The 26,870-nt window shown below is 60.3% G+C and carries 26 protein-coding genes, 2 tRNA genes and 3 rRNA genes; 13 read left to right on the top strand and 18 right to left on the bottom strand.

The window, feature by feature from the left end; translation table 11 throughout:
- The 7 genes from KBY99_RS11775 to KBY99_RS11745 form a co-directional block, all read left to right on the top strand.
- Positions 1–245, top strand: a 16S ribosomal RNA gene (locus KBY99_RS11775); the annotation flags it as partial.
- A gap of 214 nt (positions 246–459) precedes the next feature.
- Positions 460–533: transfer RNA gene (locus KBY99_RS11770), tRNA-Ile, on the top strand.
- A gap of 22 nt (positions 534–555) precedes the next feature.
- A tRNA-Ala gene (locus KBY99_RS11765) sits at positions 556–628 on the top strand.
- Between the two features lie 319 nt (positions 629–947).
- Positions 948–3,813, top strand: a 23S ribosomal RNA gene (locus KBY99_RS11760).
- A gap of 112 nt (positions 3,814–3,925) precedes the next feature.
- Positions 3,926–4,042: ribosomal RNA gene (rrf, locus tag KBY99_RS11755) — 5S ribosomal RNA — on the top strand.
- A 252-nt stretch (positions 4,043–4,294) separates the two neighbouring features.
- A complete protein-coding gene (locus tag KBY99_RS11750; RefSeq protein WP_254999220.1) occupies positions 4,295–5,164 on the top strand; it encodes a YihY/virulence factor BrkB family protein in 870 nt (289 codons plus the stop codon).
- A gap of 77 nt (positions 5,165–5,241) precedes the next feature.
- Complete coding sequence (locus KBY99_RS11745; protein ID WP_254999219.1) at positions 5,242–5,511, top strand: hypothetical protein; 270 nt, start codon at positions 5,242–5,244, stop codon at positions 5,509–5,511.
- Positions 5,512–5,532: 21 nt separating this feature from the next.
- Here KBY99_RS11745 and KBY99_RS11740 read toward each other — a convergent pair whose 3' ends face one another.
- Genes KBY99_RS11740 through KBY99_RS11710 form a run of 7 tightly spaced genes read right to left on the bottom strand, consistent with a single transcriptional unit; the run spans position 5,533 to position 11,009 of the window.
- Complete coding sequence (locus KBY99_RS11740; protein WP_254999218.1) at positions 5,533–5,967, bottom strand: DUF2834 domain-containing protein; 435 nt, start codon at positions 5,965–5,967, stop codon at positions 5,533–5,535.
- Positions 5,968–5,981: 14 nt separating this feature from the next.
- Positions 5,982–6,257 (bottom strand): exodeoxyribonuclease VII small subunit, encoded by a 276-nt coding sequence (locus tag KBY99_RS11735; RefSeq protein WP_254999216.1) that lies wholly within the window; start codon positions 6,255–6,257, stop codon positions 5,982–5,984.
- A 3-nt stretch (positions 6,258–6,260) separates the two neighbouring features.
- Complete coding sequence (gene xseA / locus KBY99_RS11730; protein ID WP_254999215.1) at positions 6,261–7,463, bottom strand: exodeoxyribonuclease VII large subunit; 1,203 nt, start codon at positions 7,461–7,463, stop codon at positions 6,261–6,263.
- Complete coding sequence (locus tag KBY99_RS11725; RefSeq protein ID WP_254999214.1) at positions 7,433–7,609, bottom strand: hypothetical protein; 177 nt, start codon at positions 7,607–7,609, stop codon at positions 7,433–7,435. The genes xseA and KBY99_RS11725 overlap by 31 nt, the downstream gene beginning before the upstream one ends.
- Before the next feature lie 60 nt (positions 7,610–7,669).
- Positions 7,670–10,237 (bottom strand): ATP-dependent helicase HrpB, encoded by a 2,568-nt coding sequence (hrpB, locus tag KBY99_RS11720; protein WP_315857993.1) that lies wholly within the window; start codon positions 10,235–10,237, stop codon positions 7,670–7,672.
- Between the two features lie 39 nt (positions 10,238–10,276).
- Complete coding sequence (locus tag KBY99_RS11715) at positions 10,277–10,660, bottom strand: hypothetical protein (RefSeq protein ID WP_106632550.1); 384 nt, start codon at positions 10,658–10,660, stop codon at positions 10,277–10,279.
- 43 nt (positions 10,661–10,703) lie between these two features.
- Positions 10,704–11,009 (bottom strand): DUF2973 domain-containing protein, encoded by a 306-nt coding sequence (locus tag KBY99_RS11710; protein WP_254999213.1) that lies wholly within the window; start codon positions 11,007–11,009, stop codon positions 10,704–10,706.
- 310 nt (positions 11,010–11,319) lie between these two features.
- Here KBY99_RS11710 and KBY99_RS11705 point away from each other — a divergent pair, with 310 nt between their 5' ends.
- Positions 11,320–12,456 carry a trypsin-like peptidase domain-containing protein gene (locus KBY99_RS11705; protein WP_254999210.1) on the top strand — a complete coding sequence of 379 codons (1,137 nt, stop codon included), beginning with the start codon at positions 11,320–11,322 and terminating at the stop codon, positions 12,454–12,456.
- On the opposite strand, the gene KBY99_RS11700 is transcribed toward KBY99_RS11705, so the two are convergent.
- The 5 genes from KBY99_RS11700 to KBY99_RS11680 all read right to left on the bottom strand — a co-directional run bounded on the left by KBY99_RS11700 (position 12,453) and on the right by KBY99_RS11680 (position 15,730).
- Positions 12,453–12,680: a hypothetical protein gene (locus KBY99_RS11700; protein WP_254942160.1), complete on the bottom strand. Its 228-nt coding sequence runs from the start codon at positions 12,678–12,680 to the stop codon at positions 12,453–12,455. The two genes, KBY99_RS11705 and KBY99_RS11700, sit on opposite strands and share 4 nt — an antisense overlap.
- Positions 12,681–12,814: 134 nt before the next feature.
- Positions 12,815–12,994 (bottom strand): hypothetical protein, encoded by a 180-nt coding sequence (locus tag KBY99_RS11695; protein ID WP_254999209.1) that lies wholly within the window; start codon positions 12,992–12,994, stop codon positions 12,815–12,817.
- A gap of 132 nt (positions 12,995–13,126) precedes the next feature.
- Positions 13,127–14,848, bottom strand: a complete 1,722-nt coding sequence (locus tag KBY99_RS11690; protein ID WP_254999207.1) for an ATP-binding cassette domain-containing protein — start codon at positions 14,846–14,848, stop codon at positions 13,127–13,129.
- A 234-nt stretch (positions 14,849–15,082) separates the two neighbouring features.
- Positions 15,083–15,316 carry a hypothetical protein gene (locus tag KBY99_RS11685; protein WP_409996567.1) on the bottom strand — a complete coding sequence of 78 codons (234 nt, stop codon included), beginning with the start codon at positions 15,314–15,316 and terminating at the stop codon, positions 15,083–15,085.
- 117 nt (positions 15,317–15,433) lie between these two features.
- On the bottom strand, positions 15,434–15,730 hold the full coding sequence (locus tag KBY99_RS11680; protein ID WP_254999205.1) for a hypothetical protein: 297 nt from the start codon (positions 15,728–15,730) through the stop codon (positions 15,434–15,436).
- A 143-nt stretch (positions 15,731–15,873) separates the two neighbouring features.
- Between KBY99_RS11680 and KBY99_RS11675 the strand changes: the two genes are divergently transcribed.
- Positions 15,874–16,185, top strand: coding sequence for a ribbon-helix-helix domain-containing protein (locus KBY99_RS11675; RefSeq protein WP_254937746.1), 312 nt, complete (start codon positions 15,874–15,876; stop codon positions 16,183–16,185).
- Here the strand turns inward: KBY99_RS11675 and KBY99_RS11670 are convergent.
- The 4 genes from KBY99_RS11670 to KBY99_RS11655 all read right to left on the bottom strand — a co-directional run bounded on the left by KBY99_RS11670 (position 16,119) and on the right by KBY99_RS11655 (position 20,899).
- The gene (locus KBY99_RS11670) at positions 16,119–17,303 is read right to left on the bottom strand and encodes an anhydro-N-acetylmuramic acid kinase (RefSeq protein ID WP_254999204.1); all 1,185 of its coding nucleotides are present in this window, start codon (positions 17,301–17,303) and stop codon (positions 16,119–16,121) included. The two genes, KBY99_RS11675 and KBY99_RS11670, sit on opposite strands and share 67 nt — an antisense overlap.
- A 10-nt stretch (positions 17,304–17,313) precedes the next feature.
- Positions 17,314–17,949 (bottom strand): peroxiredoxin, encoded by a 636-nt coding sequence (locus tag KBY99_RS11665; RefSeq protein ID WP_254942166.1) that lies wholly within the window; start codon positions 17,947–17,949, stop codon positions 17,314–17,316.
- Positions 17,950–17,995: 46 nt separating this feature from the next.
- Positions 17,996–19,654, bottom strand: coding sequence for a GTPase HflX (gene hflX, locus KBY99_RS11660; RefSeq protein WP_254999203.1), 1,659 nt, complete (start codon positions 19,652–19,654; stop codon positions 17,996–17,998).
- 90 nt (positions 19,655–19,744) lie between these two features.
- Positions 19,745–20,899 (bottom strand): NAD(P)/FAD-dependent oxidoreductase, encoded by a 1,155-nt coding sequence (locus KBY99_RS11655; RefSeq protein WP_315857992.1) that lies wholly within the window; start codon positions 20,897–20,899, stop codon positions 19,745–19,747.
- A 111-nt stretch (positions 20,900–21,010) separates the two neighbouring features.
- Between KBY99_RS11655 and KBY99_RS11650 the strand changes: the two genes are divergently transcribed.
- Together KBY99_RS11650 and KBY99_RS11645 are read left to right on the top strand one after the other, a co-directional pair.
- Positions 21,011–21,778 (top strand): phosphoadenylyl-sulfate reductase, encoded by a 768-nt coding sequence (locus KBY99_RS11650; RefSeq protein ID WP_409996565.1) that lies wholly within the window; start codon positions 21,011–21,013, stop codon positions 21,776–21,778.
- A 137-nt stretch (positions 21,779–21,915) separates the two neighbouring features.
- Positions 21,916–22,467 (top strand): type III pantothenate kinase, encoded by a 552-nt coding sequence (locus tag KBY99_RS11645; protein WP_254999199.1) that lies wholly within the window; start codon positions 21,916–21,918, stop codon positions 22,465–22,467.
- Here KBY99_RS11645 and bcp read toward each other — a convergent pair.
- A complete protein-coding gene (gene bcp / locus KBY99_RS11640; protein WP_254999198.1) occupies positions 22,445–22,912 on the bottom strand; it encodes a thioredoxin-dependent thiol peroxidase in 468 nt (155 codons plus the stop codon). The two genes, KBY99_RS11645 and bcp, sit on opposite strands and share 23 nt — an antisense overlap.
- Positions 22,913–22,953: 41 nt before the next feature.
- Between bcp and KBY99_RS11635 the strand changes: the two genes are divergently transcribed.
- Both KBY99_RS11635 and KBY99_RS11630 read left to right on the top strand, forming a co-directional pair.
- A complete protein-coding gene (locus KBY99_RS11635; protein ID WP_254999197.1) occupies positions 22,954–23,631 on the top strand; it encodes a 4'-phosphopantetheinyl transferase family protein in 678 nt (225 codons plus the stop codon).
- 140 nt (positions 23,632–23,771) lie between these two features.
- On the top strand, positions 23,772–24,446 hold the full coding sequence (locus KBY99_RS11630; protein WP_407653057.1) for an alpha/beta hydrolase: 675 nt from the start codon (positions 23,772–23,774) through the stop codon (positions 24,444–24,446).
- 88 nt (positions 24,447–24,534) lie between these two features.
- Here KBY99_RS11630 and KBY99_RS11625 read toward each other — a convergent pair whose 3' ends face one another.
- Positions 24,535–26,829 carry an AAA family ATPase gene (locus tag KBY99_RS11625; protein ID WP_254999196.1) on the bottom strand — a complete coding sequence of 765 codons (2,295 nt, stop codon included), beginning with the start codon at positions 26,827–26,829 and terminating at the stop codon, positions 24,535–24,537.
- Positions 26,830–26,870: the final 41 nt, after the last annotated feature.

Genomic DNA, 26,870 nt, shown 5'->3' with positions numbered 1-26,870 from the left:
GTTCAGATCGTAGGCTGCAACTCGCCTACGTGAAGGAGGAATCGCTAGTAATCGCAGGTCAGCATACTGCGGTGAATACGTTCCCGGGCCTTGTACACACCGCCCGTCACACCATGGAAGTTGGCCATGCCCGAAGTCGTTACTTCAACCCGCAAGGGAGGAGGATGCCGAAGGTGGGGCTGATGACTGGGGTGAAGTCGTAACAAGGTAGCCGTACCGGAAGGTGCGGCTGGATCACCTCCTAACAGGGATATTAAACATTGAATGATGATCATCAATTTTGTATGGTCCATTTAACTGTTCATCTCTAGGTCGATCGGTACCTCAATAACCCTTCAATTTTAAGTAATCTATTTATTTAGTTCACTTAATTATTAATGTGGTTATCTCGGTCCTTAAGCTTGTCTAGGTCACACCCCATAGCTGCTAAGCTATGGAGATGGGCCCGAAAGGGTTCCTGGGCCATTAGCTCAGGTGGTTAGAGCGCACCCCTGATAAGGGTGAGGTCCCTGGTTCAAGTCCAGGATGGCCCATTCAACATCCCCAGGGATGATTGGGGGTTTAGCTCAGTTGGTAGAGCGCCTGCTTTGCAAGCAGGATGTCAGCGGTTCGAGTCCGCTAACCTCCATCGAACATTTGTGATCTAGAAGGTAATGGTGAAACCAGCCTCGTTTGATTCTTCAATCATTAAGTCCATGTTTTGGCTTTATTTGAGAAGTTCAAACGATGCTGGGCTCAGCAATGGGTTCAGCAAAGAACCTTGACAACTGCATAGGTGAATCTGGAAATAAGCATCTAACAGATGACCCAGAAGAAAGTTTTGTAAACGAAAGTTTGCTTTATTTTCTAATGGATCAAACAATTCTGTAGAAAGCCGAGATCTAGCTTTATTGGGGAAACTCTTCTTTCACGAGGGGAGTGAAACTAATTTAGTTAGATAATAAAATGGTCAAGTTACAAAGGGCTCACGGTGGATACCTTGGCACACAGAGGCGATGAAGGACGTGGTTACCTGCGATAAGTCTCGGGGAGCTGGAAACACGCTTTGATCCGGGAATTTCCGAATGGGGCAACCCCTAGAACGGCTATCTGAATACATAGGGTAGCTCGAGCCAACCCAGCGAACTGAAACATCTTAGTAGCTGGAGGAAAGGAAAGTAAAAACGACTCCCTAAGTAGCGGCGAGCGAACGGGGATAAGCCTAAACCGATGTTCTCGAACATCGGGGTTGTGGGACAGCAACGTGGACCTATGAAGTTAGGAGAAGCGCTTGAATGGCGCGCCATAGAGGGTGAAAGCCCCGTATCCGAAAATGGATTAGGCCTAGCTGTATCCCGAGTAGCACGGAGCACGTGAAATTCCGTGTGAATCCGCGAGGACCACCTCGTAAGGCTAAGTACTACTGTGTGACCGATAGCGCAACAGTACCGCGAGGGAAAGGTGAAAAGAACCCCGGGAGGGGAGTGAAATAGAACATGAAACCGTGAGCTTACAAGCAATGGGAGTCCGACTAATCGGATGACCGTGTGCCTGTTGAAGAATGAGCCGGCGACTTATAGGCACTGGCAGGTTAAACCGGGAATGGTGGAGCCATAGCGAAAGCGAGTCTGAATAGGGCGATAGTCAGTGTTTATAGACCCGAACCCGGGTGATCTAACCATGGCCAGGATGAAGCTTGGGTGATACCAAGTGGAGGTCCGAACCGACTGACGTTGAAAAGTCAGCGGATGAGCTGTGGTTAGGGGTGAAATGCCAATCGAACCCGGAGCTAGCTGGTTCTCCCCGAAATACGTTGAGGCGTAGCGTCTGGTGCTCCAGCAGGGGGGTAAAGCCACCGTTTCGGTGCGGGCTGCGAGAGCGGTACCAAATCGATACGAACTCTGAATACCCTGTGTGTAGCCAGGCAGTCAGACTGTGGGGGATAAGCTCCATGGTCGAGAGGGAAACAGCCCAGACCACCAGCTAAGGTCCCAAAATTACCGCTGAGTGATAAAGGAGGTGGGGTTGCCCAGACAACCAGGAGGTTTGCCTAGAAGCAGCCATCCTCAAAGGAGTGCGTAATAGCTCACTGGTCGAGCGATCCTGCGCCGAAAATGAACGGGGCTAAGCGGTATACCGAAGCTGTGGATTTATGGTAGGGGAGCGTTCTATGTGGGGCGAAGCGTTAGCGTGAGCGGGCGTGGACTGCATAGAAGTGAGAATGTCGGCTTGAGTAGCGAAAACATGGGTGAGAATCCCATGCCCCGAAACCCTAAGGGTTCCTCCGGTAGGCTCGTCCTCGGAGGGTTAGTCAGGACCTAAGGCGAGGCCGAAAGGCGTAGTCGATGGACAACAGGTCAACATTCCTGTACCGATCATGTTTTGGGAAGGGGGACGGAGAAGGCTAGTTCAGCCGGATGTTGGTTACCGGTTCAAGCGTTCGAGGCGTTGAGGAGTGGTGAAAACACTCTGAGCTAAGGCGTGAGTACGAGCTCCCACGGGAGCGAAGTGAATGACGTCATGCTTCCAAGAAAAGCCCTATACCCGTTAAGGCATGGTTGCCTGTACCCGAAACCGACACAGGTAGGGTGGTAGAGAATACCGAGGGGCGCGAGGTAACTCTCTCTAAGGAACTCGGCAAAATGGCCCCGTAACTTCGGGATAAGGGGTGCCACCGCAAGGTGGTCGCAGTGAAGAGGCCCAGGCGACTGTTTACCAAAAACACAGGTCTCCGCTAAGTCGTAAGACGATGTATGGGGGCTGACGCCTGCCCAGTGCCGGAAGGTTAAGGAAGCTGGTCAACGTAAGTGAAGCTAGCGACTGAAGCCCCGGTGAACGGCGGCCGTAACTATAACGGTCCTAAGGTAGCGAAATTCCTTGTCGGGTAAGTTCCGACCCGCACGAAAGGCGTAACGATCTGGGCGCTGTCTCGGAGAGAGGCTCGGCGAAATAGAATTGTCTGTGAAGATGCGGACTACGTGCACCCGGACAGAAAGACCCTATGAAGCTTTACTGTAGCTTGGTATTGTGCCCGGGCTCTGAATGCGCAGGATAGGTGGGAGGCTTTGATCAACGGCTTGCGGGTTGTTGTGAGCCAACGGTGAGATACCACTCTTTCAGAGCTAGGGTTCTAACAGTCACCCGTTATCCGGGGACTGGACAGTATCTGGTGGGCAGTTTGACTGGGGCGGTCGCCTCCTAAAAGGTAACGGAGGCGCGCAAAGGTTTGCTCAGGCTGGTTGGAAATCAGCCGACGAGTGTAAAAGCAGAAGCAAGCTTGACTGTGAGACCTACAAGTCGAACAGGGAGGAAACTCGGCTTTAGTGATCCGACGGTTCTGCGTGGAAGGGCCGTCGCTCAACGGATAAAAGTTACTCTAGGGATAACAGGCTGATCTCCCCCAAGAGTTCACATCGACGGGGAGGTTTGGCACCTCGATGTCGGCTCATCGCAACCTGGGGCTGAAGTCGGTCCCAAGGGTTGGGCTGTTCGCCCATTAAAGCGGTACGCGAGCTGGGTTCAGAACGTCGTGAGACAGTTCGGTCCATATCCGGTGCACGCGCAAGAACATTGAGAGGAGTTCTCCCTAGTACGAGAGGACCGGGAGGAACGCACCTCTGGTGTACCAGTTATCGTGCCAACGGTAAACGCTGGGTAGCCATGTGCGGAGTGGATAACCGCTGAAAGCATCTAAGTGGGAAGCCCACCTCAAGATGAGTATTCCCATGGCGTTAGCCAGTAAGGTCACGGGAAGAACACCCGTTGATAGGCTCTATGTGGAAGCGCAGTAATGCGTGAAGCAGAGGAGTACTAATAGACCGAGGGCTTGACCAAAACTCAGGCTCTATACAAAAGCTTGTTTCCAGTTTTTAATCATTAAGCCTTAGGGTTAAGTGGTTGACTTACCTATGTAGTTCTCAGGGTTCAACCTGAGGATGAATACTATCCTGGTGTCCATGGCGCAGTGGAACCACTCCGATCCATCTCGAACTCGGCTGTGAAACGCTGCAGCGGCAACGATATTTGGGGGGCAGCCCCCTGAGAAAATAGCTCGATGCCAGGTAAAACATTCATCCTAAAAAATTGTTCCATCTTCTTGATAGAGGATAGAGCAGTTTACTCAAAAGCCACCCGAAGGGGTGGCTTTTTTGTTGGTTAAGCTTCTTGGTGGGGCTTGGTAACTTCAGCGTCTGCGTCTAGTGTCCATCTAGTTCCAGGCGGTGGCTAGGTAGTGCGTTCACGAGCTCTCCGGGACCTGCGTACATGGGATGGTGCTCAGAAGCAAGGTTTACTGCCCTTTTGGTTGGCTTATAAGTTGTGGCTGAAGCTCGACTGTGTTGACCTCAGTGCTGCTTTCGCATATCACAGTCTTCAGTCTTTGTTCCCTGTACTTCTGATAGCACTTTCCATTGCGGCAAGGTTGCTAGGCGGGGATGAGGGTTTGGTTGAAAGATTGTTGGTAGTCGTTTCGGAAATTTTACCTAGCTCGGCGATGCCGATTTTCTCTTCCACGTTGTCAGCTTTTTTAAGGCAAGGATTTGGGGCTGGAATCCTTGGTGCCGTTGTGTTGATTCTAACGGCTAGCAACGCCTATCTCACCTTGCAGCGTGGCGCTGATCGTCTTTGGTGGAATCGCCCGGCTGGGCTTGAAGATTTGCCATGGAAGCGTTTGGTAGTCCGTTATCTGCGTTTACGTATCAAGGCTTTTGGTCTTGTTTCATTATTCGCTCTCTTTATTGTGGTGGATCAGGCTTTCACCAGCATGCGACTGCTGGGTTCGGCAAGCCTGTGGGCCCGTGCCCTAGAGATTTTGCCCATGGCTCGCGATTTGCAGCGTCCCGTGTCATCAATTCTCGATTTGCTTATTTCGTTGCTGATTGCTATTGCCTTAGCCATGTTGTTGTTGTGGGTATTGCCATCGCGTCGTGTCGCTTGGCAGCCTCTGTTCCCAGGAGCGCTTTTAATAGGTTCAACTCTCACCATCCTTAACTTGGTACTTGGGCGCATTCTGTTGGCAGTAGGGGTGCGCTTCCAGGCCTATGGATTGGTGGGCGGTGTTTTGTTGTTGAGTCTTTGGGTTTGGTTGGTTGGTGTCATCCTTTACTACGGTCAGTGTTTGTGTGTCGTCCTGGAACGGCGCCAGCACGTCAGGATGGATGCATCTGCCCCAATTGAGATCAGCTGATGGAGCGATCACGTACCTGGCTCTGGTTGCTCTTAGCGCTGTTGCTGCTCCTTGCTCCCGGTCCGGCAGGGCGGTTCGTGCTCGATCTGCTCGGAGGCATAACCTTGCTCCTGGTGCTGTTGCCCCTATTGCTGGGAGCGGCTGGCTTTGTGGCTTGGCAGGTGATTCAAAGAAGATTGCGTACCTGTGAATCGTGTGGCTTTGCCTCCATGGAGAAGGAATTTTGTCCAGCCTGTGGAAGTGCTTTTGCTGCTCCTGCGGCGGGTGCAGAGCCCAATGAACAGTTTGATGTTAGTAATGTCACCATTGATGTACAGGTCGTCAGTGAAGACGACCCATCTTCTTGAGCTTTTACTAATTGGTTTCCGCTAATTACTTGCCGCTATTTCCTGGCCGGTAGGCTTAGGCTCTTGGACGCGCGCTATTTCCTCCAGGCGGCGCTCTCGTAAATACAAGAACAGTGGGGCTCCACATGCGAAGGCTAATGTTACGCAGCTGAGGAGTACCCAAGGCAGTCCTCGCATCTGTAGCCGCTTGCTCTCCTGCACAATCCAAATCACCACTGCCGTTGCGCCTATTGCTAGGTCTCTTGATAGGGAACTGGCGGCTGGATTTGCATTTGCAAGACGGACAAACATGCCCAAGTCGAAGCTTGATCCGTATTCCCTGATGAAGTCAACGTTTGCCAGCCAGGGCAGTATTGCACCGCTGATCGCTAAGGCCAGATACAGCCATTTCAAGGTTGAATTGCCCTGAATGGCGTTGGTGGTGTTGCTAGAGCTGTTTTCGGAATTGGCCGCCATGATTTGAGTTGGTTCTAGGTGAGATCTTTAAAGGGGACTACAGCGTTATCTCCTTCCTGCCACAACATCACTTCCTGCTCCACATGGGCGAGTACCGCTTCACACCGATTCAGATAGGCGCGGGCTTGGCGGTATAGGCCTGTCATTGCTTCGACATCCAGGTCCGTGGCTTGCAGGGCTGATAAGGCCACTTGTAAGGCGGTGTGGGCTTCGTTGTATGAGAGATCGGTGCCAACGTTTTCGCAGCTTTCATTTTCTTGTGTTTTGCTTGTGGCTTTTGCTTTAGGCATCGTTCAGGGCTTCTCCTCCGGAGCTTGATGCAGAATCTCGCGCACCACGGCGCTTGCCTGCCCATCTGTGAGTTGGGCGATGACTTCGCCGCCTTTTTTAAGTTGCTGCACGGAGCGCACCACAACCCCTTTGCCATCGCTCAGCAAGCAGAATCCTCTCTTGAGCTGGTGTGCAGGCGAAAGTGCTTGCAGCAGCTGCTGGGCATGTCCCAGGGCCTGGCGACGACTGGTCAAAAGGGCGAGGGGATTTACCCCCGCTAGTCGTTCTCGATCCCGACTGAGTCGCTGACGTTCTCCCTGCAGCCTCAGTTGGATGAGTTGCTGCAGATGTCTCCCCTGCTGCTGCAATGTCTGCACCGCTACGCGGTGATCTGGCAATAGGGCCACCAGGGCAGCGGTGGGGGTGGCGGCCCTGTAGTCGGCTACCAGGTCTGCAACGGTGGTGTCATCTTCGTGGCCAATGCCGCTGACTACGGGCACTGGGCAGGCGGCTAAGCATCGCGCCACCACTTCGTTATCAAACACGGCTAGATCTTCGCGGCTGCCGCCGCCTCGGCCAATCACGATCGCCTCGATTCCCAACCGCTCCACTTGGGAGTTCAGTTTTTCCAGGGTTCGGCAGATGGCTTCGTGTACGGGTCCTTGTACCGGTATTGGTACCACGACCACAGCTGTTGCCGGCCAGCGCTCGGCGCTGGTGCGCAGCATGTCGGCCAACGCGGAGCTCGGACAGCTCGTGAGTAGGGCAATGCGCCTTGGGAAAGCGGGTAGGGGGCGCTTGCGGGCTTGATCCAGCAACCCATCGAGGGCTAGCCGCTCCCGCACCTGTTCGAACTGACGCAGGACCGAACTCAGGCTCGGCCTGATGTCGAGTGCCTGAACGCAGAGGCTTGCCCGGCTGCTCCAAAAGTTGAGTTTGCCCACCACTACGACCCCATCTCCGTCTTCGGGAACGAAGCTGAGCTTCGCCAGCTGGGAAGCCCAAACCACTGCCGAAATTGATGCCTGCTCGTCGACCAGGGTCATCCAGAGATGTCCCTTTTTGAGCTGGGGTCTGCTCACGGTTGCGTCAAGCAGAAATCGAGGTGCAAAACCTCGCTCTAGCAGCGATGCGACCGCGCCATTCAGCTCTGTGACGCCGTAGCGCGGTATGCCTGAAAATTCACCGGCCGCAGTCACGGCTGGATTTGCCTGTAGCAGATCCACCAGTAGAGGCTCACCAGGCCTGCTATCAGCGCTATAGATCGCCCAATCGGATGGTCAAAGCGGATCAGCCCTGCGACGCAGATCACTAGGGCGCTGCTAAGCAGGCGCGAGCCATCACGACGGTTGTTGACGTAAAAGCGGGCCAAGGCAGCCTTGCCGGAAAGTTCCAGTTTGGGGCAGGCAGGTGCCTTATTGCCCCCTGCCCCTCAGGCTCGATGACTCCCCTGTTGCAGCCTTGCTTTGGTAAGGGCCGTCGCCTGGGCTTGGCAAGGGTCTTCTGGCCAGGGGTGACGGGGGTAGCGCCCGCGCAGCTCCTTGCGTACCTCCGGATAGCTGCGCTCCCAGAAGCCCGCCAGATCCTGGGTGATCGCCGCCGGCCGGCCGGCCGGTGTGAGCAGGTGCACGGTCACTGCTAGCTGACCTGAGAGCACCATCGGGTTTGTGCGAGCGCCGAAGAGCTCCTGCAGCTTTACCGCCAGCACGGGCTGGCCGCTGCTGTAATCGAGCTTGACTTGGCGGCCAGAGGGCACGCTCAGGGCCACTGGCAGCAGCTGATCGAGTTGGGGACGCAGGCTCCAGGGGGCGTCACCCCAGAGGGCTTCGCCTAGGGGTATTCCCTGCAGGTCGTCGCGGCTGCGGAGGCCGTTGAGGTGGGGGCCCAGCCATTCATCTAGCTGCTCCAGTAGCTGCTGGGGGCTGCAGTCGGGCCATGGGGCTCCTAGGTGCTGGTGGGCCAGGCTGAGGCGTTGCTGGAGTTGGCGGCTAACGGGATCCCATGGCAGAGCTTCCAGTCCCAGCTGCCGCAGGCCCTCCAGTAGGGCGCTGCGAATCAAGGCCGGTTCGGCTTCGCTCCAGCTGCGGCGCTCAAGCACCAGCGCCCCTAGTCGCAGGGAGCGTTCGCAGCGCACCCGTTGACCTTCTCCATCCCAGCGCGCCTCCACAGCGATATTTCCTTGCCCGCCGGGATGCTCCGCTAGTTGCCGCAGTTGCCCGATATCAATGGGGATCGCTAGCTGGATGCGAGCGTCCTGGCCCTGGCCGTCAAGCTGGGCAACGGCCAGAGCAGAGCAGGCCACTAGGGGATCGTCTGCATGGAGCACGGCGCCGCGGCCGCCACTGAGCAGGTAGCGGCCAGGCTTTCCTGCTCTGGCTAGGGCGAGCCGCTCGGGATAGGCGGCGGCAATTAGCGCGGCCGCCGCTTCCGACAGGGTTACGGATCGGCCAACCGGCATTGCAGCTGTAGGGTTTGAACTCTCTCCACCTAGCTGCCTGACCTGGCGCTCCAGCTGGCTTTGCAGCTGACGCAGCCGGCGCTGGGAGCTATCGCCAGGGCGGTTTTCACCTAGCCAATCAAGCCGCCGCAGCAGGTCACTGCCGGCCTCCTGACGGTTGAGGGGATCGCGCTCGCTCAGCAGCACAGCCAGGCCGCAGGCCAGCTCCAATTGGCCTAGTTGCTCGCCCAGCAGTAGCAGCTGGGCGAGGCGCGGATGCACCCCCAGCTGGGCCAGGCGCTGCCCGTGGCTGTTCAGCCGCCCGGTGGCTGCCAGAGCACCAAGCTGGTCAAGCCGCAGACGGGCCTCCTTCAGGGGGGCAGGTGCTGGTGGGTCTATCCAATGCAGGTCCCTGCCAAGGGGATCGCCCCACTGGGCCAGTTGCAGGGCCAGGGGCAGGGGATCTACCTCGAGCAACTCCGGTGGATCGAAAGCGGGACGACGCTGCTGTTCAGCGGGCGACCAGAGGCGCAGGCAGCGACCTGGCCCCAGGCGCCCGGCCCGGCCGGCCCGTTGATCAGCGCTGGCTTGGCTTGCGGGTACGGTGACCAGCCCATCAAGTCCACTTCCGGGATCGAAGCGGTTGCGGCGGCTCAGACCACTGTCGATCACCAGCGTTACCCCGGCCAAGGTGAGGGAACTCTCAGCGATGGAAGTGGCGAGCACCACCTTGCCCGCGGCGCTGCTGGCCGGGCCGATAGCGCGGCCCTGGGCCTCCAGGGGCAGGTTGCCGTGCAGGGGAACGCACTCCACGCCCTGATGGCTGGGCTTTCCCCAGTCGGTGGCGGCGATCGCCCTGCTGCAGTCCTGGATCTCTCTCTGCCCGGGGAGGAAAACCAGCACGGTTTCGCCGTTGCCGCGCGGCTCTAGCCAGTGCTGCTCAAGGGCGCGCACCATCTGTTGCGCCAGCCTTTCGCCTGGTCGTGGTGGCTGGTGGCTGATTGTCACCGGATAGCAACGCCCTTCGCTGGTCAGCACGGTGGCCCCAGGCAACTGCTCCGCCAGCGGGGCCAGGTTGAGGGTGGCAGACATCAGCACCAGCCGCAGCTCTGGCCTCAGCAGCTCCCTGGCCTGACGCACCAGGGCAAGGGATAGGTCGGTGTCGGCGCCGCGCTCGTGGAATTCGTCAAAAATCAGGCAGTCCACCCGATCAAGGCCAGGATTTGCCTGCAAGCGCCGCAGAAACAGGCCGTCTGTGAGCACCTCCAGTCGGGTGTCGGCTGAGATGCAGGATTCGAGCCGCACGCTGTAGCCAACTTGCTGGCCGAGGGGCTCACCGAGCTCGGCCGCCAGCCTTTGGGCTGCCGCTTTGGCTGCCAGGCGACGGGGTTCCAGCATCCAGATGCGGCCAGATGCGGCACCCGGCTTGCCCGACTCCAGGTTGAGTCCTGCTAGCAGAGCCAGGGGCACCCGAGTCGTTTTACCTGCTCCAGGGGGTGCCTGGAGCAGCACGGTGGCACCGGGCTTGCAGGCTTCGAGCAGCGGCGCCAGCAGGCCGTCAATCGGTAGCGGGGGCGTTGGCAGGGGGCTGTCCTTGTGGAATCAGCGCACGTGGCGAATGCCATCTACCGGGTGGTAGGCCTCGCCTGTGAGCTCCTCGTAGACGATCGCCGGTAGGCCGGTTTCAAACATGGTTTGCAAGGCCTCCTTGAGGTAAGGATTCCAGCCCCCGGTGCTCACCTTGCCGTGGCGAACAGTCCAGTCCCAGGTGCCTTGCAGGTCCCTGGGGATGCGCCCCTCTCGGTCGCGACGGGCCACGAGATCCTGAGATTCAACCAGGCCTACCAAAATTGGATCCCTGCCGTAGGCAGGGGTGATGCTCAACTCCAGCCGAATCGGATCTTCCTTGATCAGCTTGAGGCGAAAACGAGGTGGCAGTTTGAGACTGGTCAGCACTGCAGCCACTATTCGGGTCCGTTGATCCACCTTCTGTCTCCGCTGAAAAACGCTTGCTCAACGGAGAGCCTATTCAGCTGAGGTCACCTGGGTAAGCAGCTTGCTCGTTGTCGCCGCTGAAGCGGACGGTTAACAGGTCTTCCTGGGTGATCTGACCATCTGAATCAAGCAGCTCCGGATGGATGGTGAGTCTGCCGGTGCGGTCGTGATTGGACCTGATTTCGGGTGCTTGTGCTGCTGGCGTACCCATGGCATCTCGATCACCGGGACGGGGAATGGCGCCGAATCCTTGGCCCATCACCCTGAAGGCTTGCCATAGCAGGGCCACAAAGCAGGCCCCATAGAGCAGGGGTAAAAGCTGGGAGAGCACAGTGTTCATGGCCTTAAAGCTTGACTCAGATGGGTGGTTGCGTGTCGCAATTCCATCATTGCCTGGAGCGAGCCGTTTGGGGATCAACTACTGCAACCTCTCCAGTATTGGCAACCATCCAGGCCCACAGGGTGCTGCAAGCGGCACCGAAGGCGAGAAAAGCAATTAGCAGTCGCCCGGTGTCCATGGATTGAAAGATTTGTTTATCAACAATAGGGTTGATTTGGATTGCTTGTGGCGGCTGCGCTAGGAGGGCAATCCCGCCCTAGGCGTCTGCTAGCTAGTTGCTTACGGTTTTGACTAGTTGAATGTTGTGGTGATGGCTGATTTGCGGGCCTTGCCCTGGCTGGGTTCAGGGCTGATGGCGATGGCTCTGTTAGCACCCCCGGCCCCCTGGACAGGCGCTGCCGCCCTTGCCCAGAGTGCAACTTCAGCCAGCTTGAACCGCCAGTCATTTGTGGCTGCTGCTGTTCGCCGCGCTGGCCCCGCGGTGGTGACCATTGACACGGAACGGACCGTGACTGCCTCAGGTGGTGCTTCGGGAGGCTTGCCAAGGGGACTGCTCAACGACCCACTGTTTCGCCAATTTTTTGGCATGCCCCAGCTGCAACAGCAGCCCTCGCAGCGCACAGAGCGGGGGCAGGGAAGTGGCTTCATCTTTCAGGCTGAGGGTCTGATCTTGACCAATGCCCACGTGGTGGAGAAATCAGACCGGGTGACCGTGGGACTGCAGGGTGGGCGTCGGGTTGAGGGCACGGTGGTCGGTCTTGATCGCCTCACGGATCTGGCGGTTGTGAGGTTGGCGGGCAATGGCCCCTGGCCAGTAGCGCCCCTAGGCAACTCCGACAGCCTGCAAGTGGGCGAGTGGGCAATTGCCGTAGGCAACCCATACGGGTTGGACAACACCGTGACCATGGGGATCATCAGCAATCTCAACCGCAACGCCAGCAAGCTGGGCATCACGGACAAGCGCTTGGATCTGATTCAGACCGATGCAGCGATTAACCCGGGCAATTCAGGTGGGCCGCTGCTGAATGCGGATGGCGAGGTGATCGGTATAAATACCTTGGTGCGCACCGGGCCTGGTGCGGGTTTGGGATTTGCCATTCCAATTAACCGGGCCCGCGATATTGCCCGTCAACTGCTTGCTACTGGTCGTGTCAGCCACCCAGTTATCGGAGTAAGTCTCGACGGGGTTCGTGCCGGTGATGGCACTGGGCTGAATCAAGGGGTGCGGGTCATGGCGGTGCAGGCTTCCGGACCAGCGGCCCGGGCAGGCCTGCAAAAGGGCGATGTAATCGTTGCAGTGGGTGATCAGCCCATCGCTAGCCCCTCCCAGCTGGTGACAGCGGTGGAACGGGCAGGGGTGGGGGGAGCCTTAGCGCTTCGGGTGAGTAGGGCCGGAAATTTGATGCAATTAACGGTTGTTCCAGCCCAATTAGCTCCAGCCCCCTAAGCCTCCTGACCCCACGGGCTGCCCAGGCTTGGCGAAACTTGGGTAGGTGCACCCAGTTGCTGACGCATCACCCACTGGGTTGCCGCCTTTTGGCTATGCCAGGCCTGGAGTAGCTGCTTGGCAATGCCTTGCAGGGCCTGGGGATCGGCGGTGGCTTCAATAGCCCGGTTCATGCGCTCCAGCTCAAACTGCTGGCCGAGGCTGAGGGCGAGTGGTTCAGACATGGCACGCACCACAGGTATCTGTTTGACCCTGTAACGCTACAAACTGTTTCATTAGCTTGCGTAGCGGTTGCGACAGGGCGCTTTGCCTGTGCTGATTTGCTGTTGCGCGGTGATGCGCTGGCCGACGTCTGAGCTCAGGGCTGTTCGCGTAGCTCTTCAACGCAGCGCGTCACGCAGGCGCCGTCATCCAGGGAGCAGGTGGTGATGCATTCGAAATACACCTCCAAAGCGTCGCCTTTGCCGCCATTCTCTTGATGGCCGGCGACTTGATAGCTGGTGCCCTGGGCGTTGGGGCCCATGTGTGCATTACCCATGATCTCCTGCGGTGGCGACTCCTTGTCAGCCTATGCACACCAAACCAAGGGGGCTAGTGAAATGAGTCTTCCTGCCTAGGCGACGGTGAAGTTCTGTGTACTTGCTGAGGCAGGTGCTGCGGGCTGGGCTGCTCAGCTGGATTTTGACTGGGATTTTCGAGACGCCTGCTTGGCCTTGTTGGCGGCCTGTTTTGCCGTTTTGCGTTCTGCTTCTTCGGCCTGCCGGGCCAGGTCAGCTTCCTCCTCTTTCTTGGTGAGGTAATAGGAATAGTCGCCGCGGTAGAGCACCAGTTGGCCATCCCGGATCTCCACGATCCGGTTGGCCACCCTGGAGATGAAATAGCGGTCGTGGCTCACCAGCAAGGCCGCCCCCTCATAGTCGATCAGCGCGTCTTCCAGCATCTGCTTGGCTGGAATATCAAGGTGATTGGTGGGCTCATCCAGAACTAGGAGGTTGCAGGGGCTGAGCAGCATCAATGCCAACGCCAGCCTGGCCTTCTCTCCTCCAGAGAGTTTGCCGGCCTCCTTGAATACGCTTTCGTTGCTGAAGCAGAAACTGCCTAGCAGTGAGCGCACCTGGGTCTGAGTCCAGTCGGGCACTACCTCGAAGATCGTGTTGATCACGGTTTTGGAGAGGTCTAGGGCTTCGGCCTGGTTCTGCTCGAAGTAGTTCGCTATCACGTTGTGCTCCCCGAGGCTGGCGCAGCCGTCCTCTGGCTGTTCGCTGCCCATGATTAGGCGCAGCAGGGTTGATTTACCGGCGCCGTTGGGCCCGACAAAGGCGATGCGGTCACCCCGTTCCACCTCCAGCTCAGCACCCAAAAACAGAATCTGCTCGCCATAGCTGTGGGTCAGGTTTTTGATGTCTGCCACCACGCGCCCAGAGCGTGGTGCTTCGGGAAAGCGGAATCGCGGCCCGCCGACACCTTCGAGCGGAGCTTCGACCCGCTCAACCTTCTCCAGCAGTTTCTCCCGGCTTTTGGCCTGGGTGGAGCGGGTGGCACTGGCCCGAAAGCGATCGATGTAGGCCTGCTGGGCTCCCAGCTCCTTTTGTTGGCGATCAAATGCGGCCTGGGTTGCTTCGCGCTCCAGGACTTTCTGCTCTAGGTGCTGGCTGTAGTTGCCCAGGTAGGTGCGCGATACCCCCCGTTCGGTCTCCACTATCTGGTTGCAGACCCGATCCAGGAAGGTGCGGTCGTGGCTGATCACAACTAGGGCCGCGGTCTGTTCGACCAGATAGCCCTCGAGCCACTGGATCGTTTCAACGTCCAGATGGTTGGTGGGCTCGTCGAGCAGAAGCAGATCCGGTTCCTGGAGGAGGATTTTGCCGAGGGCGATGCGCATCTGCCAGCCGCCGGAATAATCCCCCACCAGCTGTTCGGCCCCCTCGGGGCTGAAGCCAATGGTGGGGAGCAGTTTGTCGATGCGGGCGTCGAGCTCGTAGCCGTGCAACGCCTCGAAACGGCTGTGCAGCCGGCCTAGCTCGTGGATTAGCTCGTCGAGATGGTCGGGGTCGCTGGCGGCCTTCTCGCTGGCCATCTCGTGCTCCAGCTGGTGCTGGCGAATCAGCACTTCAGCTGCTTCGCCGAATGCTTGGAACAGCTCCTCTCGCACCGTGCGGGCTGGATCGACGTCGAATTCCTGTTGCAGGTAGGCAATGCGGGGTTCGCCTTGCTTCACCACCAGGCCACTACTGGGCTCTTCCAGCCCGGCAATGATCTTCATCTGGGTGGACTTGCCAGCTCCGTTGACGCCCACCAAGCCAATGCGGTCTCCAGGCCTCACCTCCCAGGTGACATCCCGCAGCACCTCGCCAGTGGGATAAATCTTGCCGAGGCGTTCGAGGCGGAGCACGGATAAGGGTCTAAGGACCAAGTCCATCATCCCTGGCGACCCGTCTGCCGGGAGAGCGGCTAGGCAATCATCTGGTGCAGACTCGTCTCACCTGACTGTGTGATTGCCATGATCAAGCGCCTTGAGCAGGTGGCGGCTCTGGTTGTCGCAGCTGGTCTGGCGCTTGTGAGTTACTGGCTCTTTTTCAGCTGGGCAGGTGGGGAGCGTGATCAGCGACAACAGCGCCGCACCAACTCAGAGCCCCCCGCGAGCCTTCACCAGCCACTGCTTGCTGACGCTGTCATCCAGGCTGGAGATGTAGGTGCGGATCTCTTGGGAGGTGACCGGCAAGCCGAACTGCTGGCCCAGCTCAATGATTCGGCTAATGGCCCCGGAAGGATCCTGTAGGGCCTGGCGGAACAGCGCTTGGGTTAGGTCGTGGTCGGCACTGATTTGGGCGTAGAGCTCAGCAGCATTGCTGGCATGCAGAGGTCGTTCGGCTTCGTCTTGTAGGGCTTCGACTCGTAGGGCTTCGTCTTGTAGGGCTTCGTCGTTGCTGGCGGTCATTGCTGGCAGCAAATTGGTTGAATTTTAAATCGAATCGGTTCAGGCGGCTAGCTGGTTTTCGCCTTGCTCAGGTGTGCCACAGGCTGAGGCATCTTCCATGCTGCGGGCATCTAGGCAAAGCACTTTGCGCAGCTCGGCGTAGTTGGCTGCAAGTGCGCCTCTTCCCTCCTGCTGGGCGCTGTATTCGGCCCGCTGCAGAACGTGATGCAGGTGGGTGAGCAGGTAGGTGCTGATTACTGCGGAGACGAGCACATCGCTGCGTTCGGCTGTCCGGCGCTTGCGGCCCTGGGCAGCGGAGGCAGGGGTTGAGGTGCTTGGGGTGGAGGAACGGGGCACGGTGTGCACCTCCGATGGGATGGTTGCCTTCAGCATAGTCTTGGATACTACCCTTGTGCATCTCTGTACACTGATTGGTATCTGAGGGGTATGGGCTGGGGATTGCAAGCCCCAGCTCTGCTCCGCGCTTGCTTTGCAACTCCGTGGCCACCCGGCAGACCTCCTCGAGTGGCAAGTCCAAATCACCTCGCATTCAGGTGGTGTTGCCCGAGCAGCTCTGCCAACAGTTGGCTGAATTCGCGGATGCCGAGTCCCGCACGGTGAGCAACATGGCCAAGGTGCTGATCCAGCAAGGTGTGGAGCGGCTGCAGCAGGCCCAAGCCAGCCAGGCTTCCCCGGTTCAAGCGGGTTTCCAGGCTGAGCTTTTTCGTCAGGGACTGGAGGCCAGTCAGGCCCAGAAACCCCAGCGCCTGCGCGGAGCTCCCCGCAGGGTTCGCTTGCACCGACCGGACTGAGGACGGGCGCACAGCCCCAGCACGGCGCCGCCGCTGGCGCCGGTGACTGAGGGCAGATTCCCCTCATGCCCCAGGGCGTGCCACCAGGCCAGCAGGGCGAAGGCCAAGGCCTCTCTCTCTGCCTCGCCGATGCCAAATTCCGCCAGCGGCCGCACGATCAAGCCGCGGCAGCGGCGTTGCAGTTGTTCTACTAGCAGGCTGTTGCGGCAGCCACCGCCAGCTACCAGCAGCTCGATCGCTTGGGGCCCATGGCCCAACTCCTGGGCTACAACCGCGGCACTGAAGCCGGTCAGGGTGGCTAGGGCATCCGCCGCGTCTCTCCCCTTGACTTCTGCCAGCCGTCGCTCCAGGTCTGCCTGGCCGAATAGTTCTCGACCGGTGGACTTCGGCGGTGGGCTCTGGAAATAGGGCTCAGCTAACCAGCGTTGAATCAGGGCTTCATCCATCTGTCCCTGGCGGGCCCAGGCCCCATCAGCGTCATATCTCTGCTGGCCGCCACTGAAGTGCATGGTTGCCAGATCCAGCAGGGTATTTGCAGGACCACAGTCCCAGCCCCGCACTGGCAGGCAACTTTCGGGCCCCTGGGCTGGAGGGATCAGGGTGAGGTTGGCGATGCCCCCCAGATTCAGTACCGCCCGCCAGCCGCCGCAACGACCCAGTAGGGCCTGGTCTGCAGGTGGGACAAGTGGCGCTCCCTGACCGCCAAGGGCCAGATCGGCACTGCGGAAATCGAATACCACCGGCGTAGCCAGCAGTTCCGCCAGCAGCGGCCCTTGAAGTAGTTGCCAGCTGGCACCCCGATGACCAGCCTGGGGCGGGCGATGCCAGAGGGTCTGGCCGTGGCAGCCAACTAATTTGGCCCTCCCCTGGGGATCGCATGCTCTGGCGGCGAGAGCTTGCTGCTCGGTCACGGCTTCAGCCAATTCGAGCAGCGTTGAACTACTGAACGATTGGCCTTGGCCAACGCCAATTAGCTGGCGTTGGAGCTCGGCGGGGTAAGGGTTGAAGTGGTGCTTTTCCAGCTTCCAGCGCGGACGTTGGGGCGGCCCGCTGAAGCTGGCCAGGACGGCATCCACGCCATCGGCGCTTGTGCCGCTCATCAACCCCAACACCCGCATCAGCCCAAGCTCACTTGTTGGGCTGGGGGGTCATGCGCAGGTAGGGCTTGATCTCAGTGACGCCCTTGGCAAACTTGGCGCGGGCATCTTCGGTGGAGATCGATGGCACCACTACGCAATCGTCGCCGTCTTTCCAATTCACCGGGGTGGCCACGGAGTGGTTGTCGGTGAGCTGCAGGGAATCAATCACCCGCAGGATTTCGTGGAAGTTGCGGCCAGTGCTGGCGGGGTAGGTGATTTGCAGGCGCAGTTTCTTGTTGGGATCGATGATGAACACCGAACGCACGGTCAGATTGTTAAGGGAGTTGGGGTGAATCATCCCGTAAAGGTCGCTCACCTTTTTGTCGGCATCCGCCAGGATCGGATAATCAACTGTTGTGTTCTGGGTTTCGTTGATATCGCAGATCCAGCCGTTGTGGCTTTCGGCGGAATCCACGCTCAGGGCGATGGTTTTGACGTTGCGCTTTTCCCATTCAGGGCGCAGCCGGGATACCTCTCCCAATTCTGTGGTGCAAACAGGGGTGTAGTCGGCCGGGTGGGAGAACAGCACAACCCAGCTGTCAGCGCCGAAGTCGTAGAGATTGATCTGCCCGAGCTGGGAATCCTGGGTGAAATCGGGAACGGTATCGCCGAGTTGGAGGGCCATAGAGGCTGAAAGGGAGGAAGAAAGCAAGTGCTGATCGTGCCACAAGTCAGCGCGCAGATGTGGTGTTTTCGTCCTCAGGCGCTGACTCGGGCCAGCTGCGCAACTCCTGGCGCAGGTGCTGCAGGCCCAGGCAGGCGGTGGCGGAAATGAACAGGGCCGTTGGGGCTAGCGCCCGGGCTCGCTCCACCTCCCCGGCTGGGCAGCGGTCGATTTGATTAGCGATCAGGCGCCTGGGGGCGGTTGCTCCAAGGGAATCGAGGATGGTGTTGACGGTGCGCCACTGCTCGGGCCAGGCCGGGTCGGCCAGATCAACCACGATCAACAGGCCCTCGGCTTCAAGGGTTTCCTCCAGGGTTGAGCGGAAGGCTTCCAGCAGGGGCGGGGGCAAATCGCGGATGAAGCCCACCGTGTCAGTGAGCAGCACTGGTTCCGGCAATTCAAGTCGTCGGGTGGTGGGATCAAGGGTGGCGAACAGCTTGTTTTCGGCCAGCACGGCGCGGGCTTCGCTGGCCTTGGTTAAGGCGTTGAGCAGGGAGCTTTTGCCGGCGTTGGTGTAACCCACTAGGGCCAGTCGCCGCAGTCCCTGGCGGCTGCGGCGCAACCGGGCCCGGTGCTCGCCCAGTTGGCTCACCTCCCGCTGCAATCGCTCAATCCGGCGGGCGATGGCGCGACGATCTTTTTCCAGTTGGGTTTCGCCCGGTCCCCGGGTGCCGATGCCTCCCCCCTGCCGCGACAGGCTGCGGCCGCGGCCGGTGAGTCGGGGCAGCCTGTAACGCAGTTGGGCCAGCTCCACCTGGAGGCGCCCGGCGGCGCTGGCGGCCCGTTGGGCAAAGATGTCGAGAATCAGTTCACTGCGGTCGCTCACCGGCAGATCGAGGAGCCGCTCCAGATTGCGGGCTTGCACCGGTGTGAGCTCCCGGTCTGTCACTACCAGGGTGGCGCCGAGCCGCCGGGCCTCCAGGGCCGCTTCACCCACTTTCCCCTCACCCCAGAGGGTCTGGGGGGCAACCTGGCTGCGGCGCTGCTCCACCACTCCCACCGACAGGGCACCGGCGCTGCCTACGAGTCCCTCCAGTTCGGCGATCAGGCGCTGGGCCCGGCCGCGGTCGCCCGGGGTGAGGGCTAGCAGCAGCACCCGTTCAGGGCCGTCTTGGCTGGCGCCAAAGGAGCCAGCGCTGGCTGCATTTGGTGGGGTGAGGCTGAGGGGATCTCGGCCGCACAGCTCGGCTAGATCTTCAGTCGCTTCGCTTGCCCAGGGTTCGGCGGCGTTGGGGTGGGCCACCAACAGTTGGGCGGGCCATTGGCCCCCCGCCCCCGCCCTGTCGCCGAAGCGCAGCCAAACGAGGGGCGCTATATCCAGCCCCACGATTCCCTCCTGGCGGCCGGCTTCGAGTTGTTTGGTTCGGCCGCAGCAGGTGATCAGCCGCAGCTCGGAACCCTGGCGGCGCTCCGAGCCGGGCAGGCGCTCCAGCAGCCGGCCCGATTGCTCCAGCGGCCCCACCCAGAGCAGCCGGCACAGGCCCCGGCTATCCACTACCAAGGTGAGCGGCAGCTCCAGCTCACGGCTTTCGCTGGCAAGCCGCTGCAAGCAGAGCAATTCAGCTATCTGGTCGTCCGGATGGCGGCGGTGACAGAGGCGTTCCAGGCGTCTTTTTTGGGCGGGTCGCAAGCCGGCCGTGCGCCCCGCCAGGCCGCCTTGTTTCACCACAGGCCTTGTTTCACCACAGATAGACAGCGATTACGGATTTGATCATGGGCGGGCCTTGCTCACCACAAACTTGGGCTCCCGGCAGGGTCACCGGGGCCAGTCCGCTAGCCAGCCGGCGACCACTTTGAACTGATGAGATTTGCCAGGTAAGCGGGCCAGGTAGGCCAGTTTGCGGATCTGAAATGCCGCCGCTCCCGCCAGGGTGAATCCGCCGCCAACGAGGCTTGCTTCACCTCGGCCCAGGCTCATCATTTCGCCGAGGTCGTTGTAGTTGAAGGGATCGAGGGGTTCGCCAGCAAGGGAATGCATCAGGTTGGCGGCCAGGCACTCAGCTTGTTGGAAGGCCACTTGGGCCGTGGCTGGCAGGGGTAACTCCTGCTGGGCAATGTCGCCCAAGGCAAATAGGTGGGGCTGATCGACCAGCTGCAGGCTGGGCTCGCAGCTCAGTCGTCCAAGTCGGTCGACGGGAATTGGCGGCTGGCATTCAAGCGATTGAAAGCGCAGGCCTGCAGTCCAGATAACCGCATCAACCTTCAGCTGTTCCGAGCCCGCTGGCCCCAGCAGCGTCAGTCCACCTGGTTGTACCGCCTCGACGCGGGTGTGGGTTCGCAGCCTCACATCCCGGCGTTGCAGGGCCTGTTCAGCCTGTTCTCGGTTGAAGGCCTTGGCCTGGGGGAGCAGTCCGGGGCCCTGCTCAATCAGGTCCACAATCGTGCTCCCCTGCAATTGGTCGGCCAGCTTGCAGGCCAATTCCACCCCGCTGGCACCAGCTCCCACCACGGCCAAACGCTGCAGGGGCAGGGACCGCTCCTTCAAGGTCTGGATTAGCCGCTGCAGCCGTTCCACGTCTGCCAAGGTGCGAAAACCGAGGCTGTATTCAGCTACGCCGGGGATGCCGAAGTCATTGGCCTGGGCACCCGTGGCCAGCACCAGGCGGCTGAAGGCCAGGCACCGGCCGCTGGCGGTATGCACCTGTGAAGACTGGGCGTCGATGCGCACAACCCGGTCCTGCAGCCAGGCCACCCCTTTGCCGGCCAGCAAACTGTCGTAGCGAGGTGCGATCTCCCAGCTGCGCAGTTCGCCGCTCAGCAGTTCGTAAAGCAGGGGCAGAAATAGGAAGCGATCGTTGGGTTCGATCAGCAGGATTGGTGGATGGTGGCGGCGCTCTGCCAGGGCGAGGGCGGTGTAAAGCCCACCAAAGCCCCCGCCCACGATCACCACCGGTGCGGTTGGCGGGGTCACCGCAGCCTGCGATCGCGCCGCCTCAGGATTCAGCATTGCTTTGGTGGTCTTTCGCCGGCACCTGCTTTTGAACCCTAACCAGCGACTCACTCAAAGGGCGATGATGGTTTGATGCAGATGGACCAAGTGCCAGCCCTTTCACCCGATGGCGCCGGACGGCCGATCGATCTGGACGCTGCCAGGGCACTGCTTGCACCCTTGTCGGCCCAAGAGCGCCTGAGCTGGGCTCAGAACACCTTCGGGGCAGGATTTGCTTTAACAACCAGTTTTGGCATCCAGTCGGCAGTTTTGCTGCACATGGCCAGTGAGCTGACCGCCAATATCGGCCGGCCCGTAACCGTGATCTGGGTTGATACAGGCTATCTGCCGCCGGAGACCTATCAATACGCCGAGCGCCTGGTAGAGCAGCTCCAGCTTCAGTTAGTGGTAGCCCAGTCAGCCATGAGCCCGGCCCGGATGGAAGCTCTGCACGGCCGCCTTTGGGAAACCGACCAGGGCGGAGATCTGGCGCTTTATCACCGCATCCGCAAGGTGGAACCCCTCGACCGGGCCCTCACTGATCTGGCGGTGACCTGTTGGGCCAGTGGTGTGCGCGGCAGCCAGACCGATCACCGCAAGGCCATGGAACCGCTGGATGCGGTGCGTCAGCGCTGGTCGCTGCGGCCCCTTCTCTCCTGGAGTAAACGCGATGTTTACTACTACATGGAAGAGCACAAATTGCCCCAGCACCCGCTGTTTGAGCAGGGTTATTCCACGGTGGGCGACTGGCACTCCAGTGCTCCTGACCTAGGAGATGTCAGCGGCCGGGCGACCCGTTTCGGTGGTCTCCAACAGGAATGTGGCATCCATCTGCCGGGATTGATGGGCGAGGGCATCTGAACGAGGGCCGTTGGCTGCTGATCGGCAATAGCCGATGGCACTGGGCAGAAGGTGAGCTGGGCTGCCTGCGTACGTGGAGTGCTCCAGCCGGTGTGGGCGAGTTTGAGGGGCTGGTTGCTTGGGCTGCGGTGGGCCCGGTGCCTGCCTCTGCTCCACTGCCGCTGGAGCGGCGTCTGCATTTGAAAGATGTGCCCTTGTTGGAGCAGCCTGGCTGGCTGGGGGTGGATCGTGCCCTAGTGGGTTGGCGGGCCTGGTGCCTTGCCTCTGGTCCCGTATTGGTGGCGGACGGCGGCACCGCCTTGAGCCTCACCCTGGTCACCAGCGATGGCCGATTTGGGGGAGGACGGTTGCTAGCCGGAGCTGCCTTGCAGTTGCGGGCCCTGGCTGCTGAAACTGCAGGACTGCCTGCCTTGGACCCGCCCTTAGATTTGCCCCCGGAACTTTGGCCTCACTCCACACCAGAAGCTATGGCCGCTGGGGTTTTGCGGGGTCTGGCGGCCGCCATGGCCGCCGCTGGGCGTGATGCCCAAACCAGCTGCCCGGGCTGCAGTTTTTGGCTCACGGGAGGAGATGGCCCCCTGCTGAAACCATTGCTGCAGCAGCTGCTAGTCAGTGCCATGCCGCTGCAGCTGGCTCCAGACCTGGCCCTTGAGGCCTTGGCTGCACTCAGGCCAGGCCCAGATCGCTGAGGATGTCGTCAGCCATGGTTTCGGACTTCACCTTTGTGTAGATCTTTTCGATCTTTCCTTCTGCATCCACCACAAAGGTGTGGCGCATCATGCCCATGTATTCCTTGCCCATGAATTTCTTCAGCCCATAGCTCCCATAGGCCGCGGCCACTGCGCAGGGCTCGGCGTCGCTTAGCAAGGTGAAGGGAAGGTCATATTTGGCGATAAATTTGGCGTGGCTGCTGGCGCCGTCTTTGCTGATGCCGAGCACGGTGATGGCTTGCTTTTCGAATGCGCCCCACTGGTCGCGGAAATTGCAGGCTTCTTTGGTGCAGCCAGGGGTGTCGTCCTTGGGATAGAAGTAGATCACCACCCGTTGGCCCTTGAACTGGGAAAGTTTCACCTCCGTTCCGCTCTGGTCTGGCAAGGTGAAATCGGGGGCGGGATCGCCGATCTGCAAGGTCATTGAACGTCCAACTGAACTCACGAGTGAGCCTAGGCAGCAGCTTGGATCTGCCGCAGCGCCCAGCCCCCCAGCTATGGCTGCGCTGTCTGGAGGGGGGCGACCTCGGTTGTTTATCTACTGATGAATGGAGTTGGGGCTTGGGCCTGCCTGAGCTGCAGCGAAGTCGCTACTTCCAGAGCCGGGCGCTGCTCCGGCAGCAGCTGGCTGAGGTATTGGGCTGCGCTGGTGCCGCGGTGCCTCTCCATAGTCCGCCCGGCCAACCACCACTCTTACGGGCTGGTCTGGGATGGGTCAGTCTCAGCCATAGCGGCGCTGGCTTGCTGATTGGCTACTCCGGCTCTCCCATCGGAGTAGACCTCGAATCCACTGCTCGACCTATTGAGCCAGCTGGATTGATGCGGCGGTTTTATCCAGAGCCTGAACAGGCGCAGTTGCGGGATTTGACTGGGGAGGAGCTACGGCGAGCGGTGCTTAACAGCTGGGTGCTGAAGGAAGCGGCTATCAAGTGGCGCCATCGCACCCTTGCAGCAGAACTGGCTCAGTGGTGTTACGACCACACCAGCGGTGGCTTACTAAATCTCAGTGATGGGGCCAAGCCTGATCACAGCAGCGCTCTGCAGCAGGATTGGCGTTGGGCGGCGGTTGGTGAGGGTTGTGCAGGTTTGATGTTGCAGTCGCCAGGACAGCCTGAAGAATTGATGGGACAGCAGGGCGCTTGATTGTTCTAAAAACGCAGATTTACTACTGAAATACAATGCAAATCTTTCGGTTTTGTGTCGATGCGCCACGCTGACTTGCATCTTTGGTGACATGCGGCACTGCGTGGCTACGTTCGGAATGAACTGATTCCATTACTCTCGTGATCAAGCGTTTGCTGGCCGGCCTTTTTGTGGGTACGGCCCTCTCGGCGGTGGCTATGCCAGCGTCCGCCGCAGTCGACAACAATCTCCCCGTTCGTTGGAACACCGGCGGCGCCGTGTGGTCTACCAACCAGGATGCCTTTAATACATTTCTGCAGTCTGGCGAAGTCACCGATCGGGGCCTGGAAGGGGGCCTGAACCGCTCCGGCTGGACTGCTGCCGAGGTGCGTGAAGGCATGAATAAGTCCTACAACGTGGACTTCGTTGGCGTCTCCCGCTTCCTCTACTCGGATGCCGGTGTGAAGTTCCTCAAGAACCAAACCACCAGCTACTTCCCTTACTGGAGCATGAACACCTTCGCGGTGCAGGCTCTGCGCTCGGCGATCGTGGCTGATGCCCGTGACGGCCAGATCTCCTCGGCCGGCATCATGAATGCCCTGCCTACCGACATGCGCCTGGCCGACTTCTGCAACACCTACACCGGTGCCCAGAATGTCTGTGCCGAAGGTCGCTGCCAAGGTGACGCCCAGTGCACCTCCCTGCTCTCCTGGTACGTGTTCCTGCCGGCCTGCATCCAGGCCAACCAGATGGCTGATCCCGTGGCTGAAGTACGCACAATGGCCCCAGCCCCGGTTCAGCAGGTCCAACCTGAGGCTATCCGCGGCCTCTGGTGAGCCTGGCCTTTGGTGAGCATGTCCTTGGTGTTCGGCTCTCGCTAGGCGAGTCGCCACCTCAGCTGCCCCGGCTTGCGCCGGGGCTTTTTCATGTGTTTAGGGGCGTTTGCAGTGCGTCTGCACGCCTTGCCCTTACCAAGGTGTGCTCAAGGGCCTGGGGCAGGGGCTGGCCCAGCACACGGCTAAATGCTTCTCGCAGGCTTTGCACGGCATCACTGGCTAGGGGCTTGCCGCGGAGTGCGGCCATCGCTTCGAGATAGGAGCTGGCCGGGGCCAGCCAGCGTTCGATCAGCTCGGCAGTCAGCTCGAGTTGGAGTGATTCCTGCCACTGCTCCTGTTGCACTTGCCATCCCGCGGCGATCAAGCTGCGTTGGCTGATTAGGCCGGTGCTCTGGGCCTGGATCAGTCGCTGCCCCTCCAGGTGAGTTAGCTCCTCCAGCAAGGTTTGCAGGGGGGGTTCTGCCGTGCCGAGCAGGGACCGCAGGCCTGCTGCTGGACCGAGTTGGGGAGTGCTGAACAGCAGGCGCCATTGGCCGGTTTGGCCCAGCAGCGCGCCAGCTTGGCCGATCCAGGCCTCGATTTGTTCGGCGCTGAGGCCCTGCCAGGGTTGCCGCGCTATCACCCAGTCGAAGCGGGCATCGGAGTCAAGGGCGAGTTGCGGTTCGAGCTGGGAGTTAAGGGCGGCGGGGGTTTGGGGAGGCACCAGCAGCAGCTGGGGTTGGCGCAGGCTGTCGAGCACCTTCAGCTGGGCTTGCAGCCGCTCCCGGTCGGAGGCCTGGGCCACGGTGATCACTACCCCGCCCTCGGGCGTAGCGGCCAGGGGATCAAGGGCCCATAGCAACGACCTCGCTTCCAGCACCAGCACCCGCGCTTGGCGTTGCCAGATCACGCCTGCCCAGAAGCGATGTCTCAGGGTGTCGAGTCGTTCTCCCTCGGCGGCGGCTTGCCGCTGCAGCCAGCGCTCCAGCTGGGGATCTTCCGGACTGCTGCTAAGCACGTCGCCCTGATCCGCCGCCATCTCAGCGGCAGCCGCCAGCTGGGCGGCCCGTCGCTGTTGCAGGCGCTCGCGCCTCTGGCCCTCCCAGCCCAGGCTGCCCGGTTGCCAGAAAATCTCACCTTGAAGTGCGCCAGGCAAATACTGCTGGGCTACCCAGTGCTCGGCGTAGGCATGGGGGTAGCGGTAGCCCACTCCATCGCCAAAAGCCTGGCCATCACGGTTGGCATCGCGCAGGTGGGCGGGCACCTGTTGGCGGTTGGCGCTGCGCACGCTTTTTAGGGCATCGAAGAAACCGAGCAAGCTGTTGCTCTTCTCCGCTCCCGCCAAATAGAGAGCTGCCTGGGCCAGCGGGTAAAGCCCCTCTGGCAATCCCACTCGCTCGAAGCTGGCCGCGCAGGCTTCCACCACCACCACGGCCTGGGGATCGGCTAAGCCGATGTCTTCCCCGGCAGCGATCAACATGCGCCGGAAGATAAAGCGCGGGTTTTCGCCCGCCTCCACCATGCGGGCCAACCAGAAAAGGGCCGCATCTGGATCGGAACCGCGCAACGATTTGATGAAGGCGCTGATTGTGTCGAAGTGGGCATCCCCCTGCTTGTCGTAGAGCACCGCGCGCTGCTGAATCGACTCCTCGGCGATGGTCAGATCGATCCTGATGGAGCCATCAGCACCGGGAGGAGTGGTCTCCACCGCCAGCTCCAGGGCATTCAGCAAGCTGCGGGCATCGCCGCCGGCCACATCAACCAGGTGGTCGGCCGCTGCTGCGGCTAGGTCAATCGAGCGTTCGCCGTAGCCCACTGCCGGATCCCGCAGGGCCCGTTCCAGCAGCTGGCGCAGGTGTGCTGGCTCAAGCGGTTGCAGGCGAAACAACCGCGAACGGCTTACCAGGGCTTTGTTCACCTCGAAAAAGGGGTTTTCGGTGGTGGCTCCGATCAGATTCACCGTGCCGTTTTCTACCCAGGGCAGCAGGGCGTCTTGTTGTGCACTGTTGAAACGGTGCACCTCGTCGATGAACAGGGTGGTGCGCAGGCCATGGTGCGCCAGGCGCTGCTGGGCCGCGTCCACCTCGGCCCGCAGATCCTTGACGCCGGCAAGTACGGCATTGAGGCTGCTGAAGTGGGCCCTGGTGCTGCCAGCAATGATCCGGGCCAGGGTGGTTTTGCCCACCCCCGGCGGGCCGTGCAGGATCAGGTTGCCGACTCGATCTGCAGCGATGGCGCGTCTTAGCAGGCGTCCCACACCGAGGATCGACTCCTGACCGACGAAGTCATCAAGGCTGCGGGGCCGCAGCCGGTCGGCCAGGGGCGCGACCCGGGCCAGGGTGATGTCGCGTTGATGGCTGAACAGGTCGCTCACGAGGTCGCCGCAGCGCCGTTCTGAGTCCATCATCGGCCTGCCGGCGATACGCTCCGGCCATGCGGCGCGCC

The sequence above is a fragment of the Cyanobium sp. Maggiore-St4-Cus genome (assembly GCF_024345615.1).
GTDB lineage: Bacteria > Cyanobacteriota > Cyanobacteriia > PCC-6307 > Cyanobiaceae > Cyanobium_A > Cyanobium_A usitatum.
Note: the sequence above shows the minus strand (reverse complement) of the source record. Positions and strands in the feature narration are given on the sequence as shown.

Bases quoted from the DNA above. Each gene is read 5' to 3' on its own strand.
- KBY99_RS11740 (WP_254999218.1), bottom strand. From the start codon at position 5,967: ATGGCGGCCAATTCCGAAAACAGCTCTAGCAACACCACCAACGCCATT.
- KBY99_RS11735 (WP_254999216.1), bottom strand. From the start codon at position 6,257: ATGCCTAAAGCAAAAGCCACAAGCAAAACACAAGAAAATGAAAGCTGC.
- KBY99_RS11710 (WP_254999213.1), bottom strand. From the start codon at position 11,009: ATGAACACTGTGCTCTCCCAGCTTTTACCCCTGCTCTATGGGGCCTGC.
- KBY99_RS11705 (WP_254999210.1), top strand. From the start codon at position 11,320: ATGGCTGATTTGCGGGCCTTGCCCTGGCTGGGTTCAGGGCTGATGGCG.
- KBY99_RS11700 (WP_254942160.1), bottom strand. From the start codon at position 12,680: ATGTCTGAACCACTCGCCCTCAGCCTCGGCCAGCAGTTTGAGCTGGAG.
- KBY99_RS11695 (WP_254999209.1), bottom strand. From the start codon at position 12,994: ATGGGTAATGCACACATGGGCCCCAACGCCCAGGGCACCAGCTATCAA.
- KBY99_RS11670 (WP_254999204.1), bottom strand. From the start codon at position 17,303: ATGCGGGTGTTGGGGTTGATGAGCGGCACAAGCGCCGATGGCGTGGAT.
- KBY99_RS11665 (WP_254942166.1), bottom strand. From the start codon at position 17,949: ATGGCCCTCCAACTCGGCGATACCGTTCCCGATTTCACCCAGGATTCC.
- KBY99_RS11650 (WP_409996565.1), top strand. From the start codon at position 21,011: ATGCAGATGGACCAAGTGCCAGCCCTTTCACCCGATGGCGCCGGACGG.
- bcp (WP_254999198.1), bottom strand. From the start codon at position 22,912: ATGACCTTGCAGATCGGCGATCCCGCCCCCGATTTCACCTTGCCAGAC.
- KBY99_RS11625 (WP_254999196.1), bottom strand. From the start codon at position 26,829: ATGGACTCAGAACGGCGCTGCGGCGACCTCGTGAGCGACCTGTTCAGC.